This window comes from Luteimonas sp. A277, from assembly GCF_054052045.1.
In genome coordinates this window covers 1-559 of sequence record NZ_JBSVRG010000032.1, presented here as the reverse complement: position 1 = coordinate 559, position 559 = coordinate 1, and the positions used below count along the sequence as shown (strand labels likewise).

Sequence of the window (559 nt, the reverse complement as noted above, 5' to 3'; positions counted from 1 at the left end):
CGAGTTCGTTGAATGCCATATCAGTTGCGACGATAGTTGGATTTGGCGCCTAACACTTGAGTTAAGCCGAGCCGCGAAGCGGCTTCGGCTTGAACGCATTGTTAGGCCTCAGCTCCGCTGGTGAAACGAAGACCTAGCCAGACCGCAGCAATGCCCACGAGGACACTGCCAAGAATGTACAGCAGGGCAAGGCTGGTTTCTCCGCGCCGCAGGAGGGTGAGCGACTCCAGCCCGAACGCCGAGAAGGTAGTGAAGCCACCGAGGATACCGGTGACCAGGAACAGGCGAACCGGCTCAGAGACGGATGTCTTGGAAAGAATGCCTACGAGCAGGCCGATCAGCAGACAGCCCAAACAATTGACAGCGAAAGTGGCCCACGGAAAGCGCCCCGCCGGCGCAGCACCTAACCCGACGGCCACAGCGTAACGGGCCACCGATCCGATGAAACCGCCGAGTCCTACCCACAAGTACGCGCTCATATGTGTTTGAGGCCTAACACTTGAGTTAAGCCGCGCCGAGCCGCGACTTGTCGAGTGGAGTATCGCCCCAGATGCGGCAG

Annotated in this window: 1 protein-coding gene; it reads right to left on the bottom strand. The window is 59.4% G+C overall.

Features of this window, described 5'->3' with window-relative positions; genetic code table 11:
* Positions 1-101 precede the first annotated feature (101 nt).
* Positions 102-479, bottom strand: coding sequence for a fluoride efflux transporter CrcB (gene crcB / locus ACW7G2_RS14045; protein WP_456976842.1), 378 nt, complete (start codon positions 477-479; stop codon positions 102-104).
* Between the last annotated feature and the right edge of the window lie 80 nt (positions 480-559).

Coding starts and splice junctions, on each gene's coding strand:
- crcB (WP_456976842.1), bottom strand. CDS start 479: ATGAGCGCGTACTTGTGGGTAGGACTCGGCGGTTTCATCGGATCGGTG.